The following is a 5,101-nucleotide window of genomic DNA, read 5'->3' as shown; positions in this document are numbered from 1 at the left end:
GGACGAGCGGTCCTCTCGGGTCTGCGGGACTGCGGGCTACGGGACGGCGGGTGCGGGCGGGGCGGGGCGGGCTGCGGGCGGGGTGGGGGTGCGAAGAGGACCCGGCGGGTCCGGTCAGGCGTCCTGGGCGGCCAGTTCCTCGATCAGCGCCTCGCTGAGCGCGTCGATCGTGGGGTTGTCCCACATGACGGTCGGGTCGAGGGAGATGTCGAGGTAGTCCTCCAGCTCGGCGGCGACGGCGAGCACGTAGAGGGAGTCGAGGCCGTAGTCGGAGAGCTTCACGGCGGTGTCGAGGGTGTCGGCCGGCCGCTCCAGGTGGGCGGCGACGCAGTCGACGAGCCAGGTGCGGAGGCTTTCGGCGGTGTGGGTGTCGATGCCGGTGTCGGACATGAGTGCTCCTCGGGATCAGAAGGGGTGGGGGTCAGGGGCGGTCGGGGAGGGCCCGGCGCGTGTGGTCGAAGGACGATCCCGCCTCGTAGCGGGCGACGAGCTCCGCGTACAGGCGTTCCTGTACGCCTCCGCCGGGCTGCGGGACCCGCCGCGAGCTGCCCGTGAGGGCGAGGCCGGGGGCAGCCGCGAGGAGGACGGGGTCGGCGAACTCCGCGACGGCCGGGGCCGCGAGGAGCGCGGCGAGCGGGACGGGGGCGGGGTCCGGGACGGGGCAGCCGGCGCCGAAGAGTGCGCGCTGGGTCTCGTACAGGAGGCGCTGGAAGGAGGCGTGGGCGCCCTCGCGGATGTAGAAGCGCGAGCCCATCACGACCGAGAGGCGGTCCATGGCGCCCTGGAGGGCCCGGGGCGCGAGCGCGGCGGCGGCGTGGGTGAGGGAGCCGGGGCGGCCGGGCGGGGGTTCGGTGCCGCGTACGGCGAGGGTGGTGAGGGTGTCGCAGAGGAGCAGGTCGGCGTAGGCGCCGGCCAGCAGGGTGCGCAGGGCGGGCAGGTCGATCGCCGGGGCTCCGTAGAGGTGACGGCTCCGCAGGTGGCGCAGGGTGATCCGGAGGGCGGAGTCGAGGGCGCCGACGCTCGCCCCGGCGGTGGTGACTGCGGTGGTGACGACGCTCGCGCCGACGGTGGTGGCGGCGGTCGTCCCGGTGGCGGGTGCCGGTGCGAGGGCCGGCGAGCGACGGTGGAGGGCGCGCAGCGCGTGCAGGACGGACTCCGGGTCGCCGTCGGGGACGCGCCAGGTGGCGGCACCGCCCACGGGGCCGCGCCCCTCGGAGCTGTCCGGCGTGCCGCGCCCCTCTGCGGCGTCGAGCAGGGCGCGGAAGCCGTGCGGGTTGGTGTCGTCGTACGGGTCGCCGAGCGTCTCTTCCACCGTGGCGGCGAGGGTGGCGGTGATCACGAGGCGTTCGCCTCCAGGTGGTCGAGCAGCGAGACGAAGGTGCCGGGCGGGCCGTCGAGGAGCAGGTCGGCCAGCTCGTCGAGGACGTCGGTCTCGGCCGGGGTGACGGGCTCGCCGAGGTCGGTGAGGGCCTTGACGAGGCAGCCGCGCAGCCAGGTGGTGTCGGCGGCGCCGGCGGTGGTCGTGCCGTGCAGCCAGAGGTGCAGGGCGCCGGCGGCGGCGAAGCAGAGTTCGTACCGCTCGGCGAGGTCGAAGGCCTCTCCCGGTACGGCTCGGGGGGTGAACCGTACGGTCGCCATGGCCTCGTGGAGCCGGTCGGTGGCGTCGAGGAGCCGGTCGGCGAGGGAGACGACGGGGGCGAGGCTCTCGGCCTCCGTCGTGCCCGTGGCCTGCTCCCGCAGTGCGGCGACCGCCGCCGGAAGGCCCGCCAGGACCGAACATCCGCCGGTGGAGAGGAGGTTGAGCTGTGCGGGCTGGAAGGGGCGCGGCGGGGTGTGCGGGGAGGCGGCCTCGGCGAGCGCCTCGATGTCGGCGCGGCCCTTGCGGTAGCCGCGGGCGACGCGCGGGAACTGTTCGATCAGGGCGTTGCGGTTGACGAGGCTGCTGCCGTCGAAGATGCCGATGATGCGGTGGTCCCGTTCGGCCTTGGCGAAGTGGCCGTGGGGGTCGCCGGGGCCGAGGAGTCCGTGCGGCCCGAGGAGGTGGAGGAGCCGGGCGACGAGCGCGTCGACCTGGGCGGGGACGTACGCCTTGGCGACGGCGGAGATGACGCTCATCTCCCCGGTGAGGGCGTGCAGGGAGCGTACGGCGATCAGGCCGGTGGCCTCGGCGAGGAGGAGCCCCGCGGTGGCCTCGCCGAGCTCGCGCCGGATGTGCGGCTGCCGGGCGAGCGGGGTGGCGCCGTGCGTCGCGGCGAAGTCGGCCGCGAGGCGCAGTGCGTGGTCCCCGGCGCCGAGCGACATGGCGGCGCAGCAGGTGCGGGTGATGTGGAGGGCCTTGACGATGATCTCGACGCCCTGTCCGACGGCGCCGATGAGGGCGTCCTCGGGGAGGTGGGCCCCGTCGAAGGAGATGCCGCTGATGTCGGCGCCGCGGATGCCGTACGTGGGCACCTTCGGGAGGTGCGTGAAGGTGCCGGGCGCGAGGCGGGCCTTGTCGACGAGGAAGAGGGTGAAGCCGCGCGGGCCGCCCTCCTCGTCGGTGCGGGCGAGGACGGTGACGAGCCCGGCCCGGGTGACGTTGTTGATGAGCCACTTCTCGCCGTCGAGGACCCAGCCGCCGCCGGGGGCGGGGCGGGCGGTGACCTCGCCGGAGAGCAGGTCACTGCCGTGGTCGCGTTCGGTCAGGGCGCAGGAGACCACCTCGCCGTCGGCGATCCGGCGGCCGAGCCGCCGGGCGGCGCCGTCGTCCCCGGCGATCCAGGTGGACACGGCGCCGAGGTAGGTCTTGCCGTGTGCGGCGGCGACGGTGAGGTCGATGCGCGAGACGGCGCGGAGCAGCCGCAGCACGACGGTGAAGTCGGCGAGGTCGCCGCCGTGTTCGGCGGGGACGTACGAGCGGGGCAGGCCGGCCTCGTCCAGGGCGCGGCAGGCGTCGGTGGGGAACGCGTCGGCGGCGTCGAGGGCGGCGAGCTCCTCGGCGTCGAACGGCATTGCGGGGCCCGTGAGTTCGCCAAGACGCCGGGTGAACGCGTCCACCGAGCCGGTGGCGGATCCGAGCCGCCCGGGGGGAGCCGCTGTGGTCATACGGCGGCCTGCCCGGTGACGACGGCCGGTGCGGGACGGAGGAGGTTCTCCTGGTAGTCGGCGTACGTGGGGTCGAGCGCGCCGGCCCGGAACAGTTCGCGCATCGCGGAGCGCTGGATCTTGCCGCTGGTGGTGCGGCGCACGCCGCCGGGGCGCAGCAGCAGGACGGCGCCGACGGGGGCGCCGAACTCGCGGGCGACGGTGAGGCGCATCTCGCCGGCGATCCGGCGGAGGTTCTCCTCCTCCTTGACGCCGCGGATCTCATGGGTGACGACGAGGACGTCCTCCTGGGCCGCGTCCCGGCCGGGGACGGCGAAGCAGGCGCCGACGAGACTGCCCAGTTCGGGCTGCTGGGCGCGGAGTTCCTGCTCGATGTCCTGGGGGTAGAGGTTGCGGCCGCGGAGGTTGAGGACGTCCTTGATGCGGCCGGTGATGTAGAGCTCGCCCTCGTGGAGGGTGCCGAGGTCCCCGGTACGCAGGTAGCCCGCGGCCCCGTCGGCGGTGATCGCCCCGAACTCGGCGGCGTTGGTGGCCTCGCGGTTCCAGTAGCCGTGGCCGACGACGGGCCCGCGGAGCCAGATCTCCCCGACGCCGCCGTCCGGCAGGACGCGGTGGGTGTGGGGGTCGACGACGCGGAGTTCGGCACCGGTGACGACACCGCAGGAGGCGACGGGGCGGCCCGGCCGGCCGTCGGCGACGGGACGGAACTCGTTGCGTTCGAGGGCCTCTGCGTCGACCCGCCGGGCACTGTGCGGGACGTCGAGGGCGCCGGAGACGAAGAGGGTGGCCTCGGCCATGCCGTAGCAGGGGCTGAGGGTGTCCTGCCGCAGGCCGTACGCGACGAAGCGCTCCCGGAAGGCGTCGAGGACGGAGGCGCGGACCGGCTCGGAGCCGTCGACGCCGAACCGCCAGCGGGACAGGTCGAGGCCCTCCAGTTGCTTGTCGGTGATGCGGCGGGTGCACAGTTCGTACGCGAAGTCGGGGGCGGCGGAGGTGTGGATGCCGAACCGGTCGATCATGTGCAGCCACAGATGGGGCCGCTTCAGGAAGGTCGACGGGCTCATCAGGACGGTCCCGGCGCCGCTCAGGAGCGGCGGCAGGATGATGCCCATGAGGCCCATGTCGTGGAAGTGCGGGATCCAGCCGCCGAGCGGCGTGTGCTCGTCGAGTCCGAGGACGCCGACGAGGTTCTGGCTGTTGTGCAGCAGGTTGCCGTGGGTGATGACGACGCCCTTGGGGTCCCCCGTGGACCCCGAGGTGTACTGGAGGACGGCCAGGGTGTCGTGGTCGGTGGCCGGCATCGTCCAGCCGTCGGGGCCGGGCCCGGCGCCGTCGTCGGTGACCATCAGGGGAAGGTCGAGGCCCTCCTCCTTGATCCAGCTCTCGACGTCACCGCGGGCGGAGGCGTCGGTGAGGATCGCCGCCGCGCCCGCGTCGTCGGCGATGCGCACCACCCGGTGCCGCTCGTGGCGGTACCGGCCCGGCAGGGACGAGGGGACGGCGACGGCGCCGGCGTAGAGGCAGCCGAGGAAGGCGGTCAGGAATTCGAGTCCGGCGGGGTAGAGCAGGACGACACGGTCGCCCTGTCCGACGCCGGCGGCGCGCAGCCGCACGGCGATGCTCCGGGCCTCGGCGTCGAGCTCCGCATAGCTCAGCCGGGTTGCGCCGTCCTCGCTGAGCGGATCGGTGACAAACGTCGCGGCGGTCCGGTCCGGGTCGCTCTCCGACCGCCCGGCGAGAACTGCCGTGACACTGGGGGCGGTGACGATTGCCGCCATATTCGATGCCCTGCCCTTCGCGTTCGCTGATTCGAATTCCTGCCGCGCCGGTCCGGCACTGCGGGATTCTTTCTAGCGATGCCGGAGAGGCCCGGGGAAGGCGCCTGACAGCAAACTGCACGGCGGGGGCGGGTGGCTCCGCGACGGGACCGGAATGACCGCCCGGGGCGGCGTCCCGACCGCCCGGGAGGGTCCAGTACCGGCCACTCCGCTGCCCGTTGGGCCTGCGCCGCGGCCAG

Annotated in this window: 4 protein-coding genes; all 4 read right to left on the bottom strand. The window is 74.3% G+C overall.

Going from position 1 to position 5,101, the window contains the following annotated elements; genetic code table 11:
* Positions 1–114: 114 nt before the first annotated feature.
* Genes ACIRB7_RS22190 through ACIRB7_RS22175 form a run of 4 tightly spaced genes read right to left on the bottom strand, consistent with a single transcriptional unit; the run spans position 115 to position 4,862 of the window.
* Positions 115–390 carry an acyl carrier protein gene (locus ACIRB7_RS22190; protein ID WP_403601281.1) on the bottom strand — a complete coding sequence of 92 codons (276 nt, stop codon included), beginning with the start codon at positions 388–390 and terminating at the stop codon, positions 115–117.
* A 31-nt stretch (positions 391–421) separates the two neighbouring features.
* Positions 422–1,339 carry an acyl-CoA dehydrogenase family protein gene (locus ACIRB7_RS22185; RefSeq protein ID WP_403601278.1) on the bottom strand — a complete coding sequence of 306 codons (918 nt, stop codon included), beginning with the start codon at positions 1,337–1,339 and terminating at the stop codon, positions 422–424.
* On the bottom strand, positions 1,336–3,084 hold the full coding sequence (locus ACIRB7_RS22180) for an acyl-CoA dehydrogenase family protein (RefSeq protein ID WP_403601275.1): 1,749 nt from the start codon (positions 3,082–3,084) through the stop codon (positions 1,336–1,338). The genes ACIRB7_RS22185 and ACIRB7_RS22180 overlap by 4 nt, the downstream gene beginning before the upstream one ends.
* A complete protein-coding gene (locus ACIRB7_RS22175; RefSeq protein WP_403601272.1) occupies positions 3,081–4,862 on the bottom strand; it encodes a fatty acyl-AMP ligase in 1,782 nt (593 codons plus the stop codon). Before ACIRB7_RS22175 ends, ACIRB7_RS22180 begins: the two co-directional genes overlap by 4 nt.
* Positions 4,863–5,101: the final 239 nt, after the last annotated feature.

It is taken from the genome of Streptomyces sp. NPDC093795 (assembly GCF_044764665.1).
Classification (GTDB): domain Bacteria; phylum Actinomycetota; class Actinomycetes; order Streptomycetales; family Streptomycetaceae; genus Streptomyces.
The sequence above is the reverse complement of the archived record's forward strand: the minus strand, read 5'-3'. Positions and strand labels throughout refer to the sequence as shown.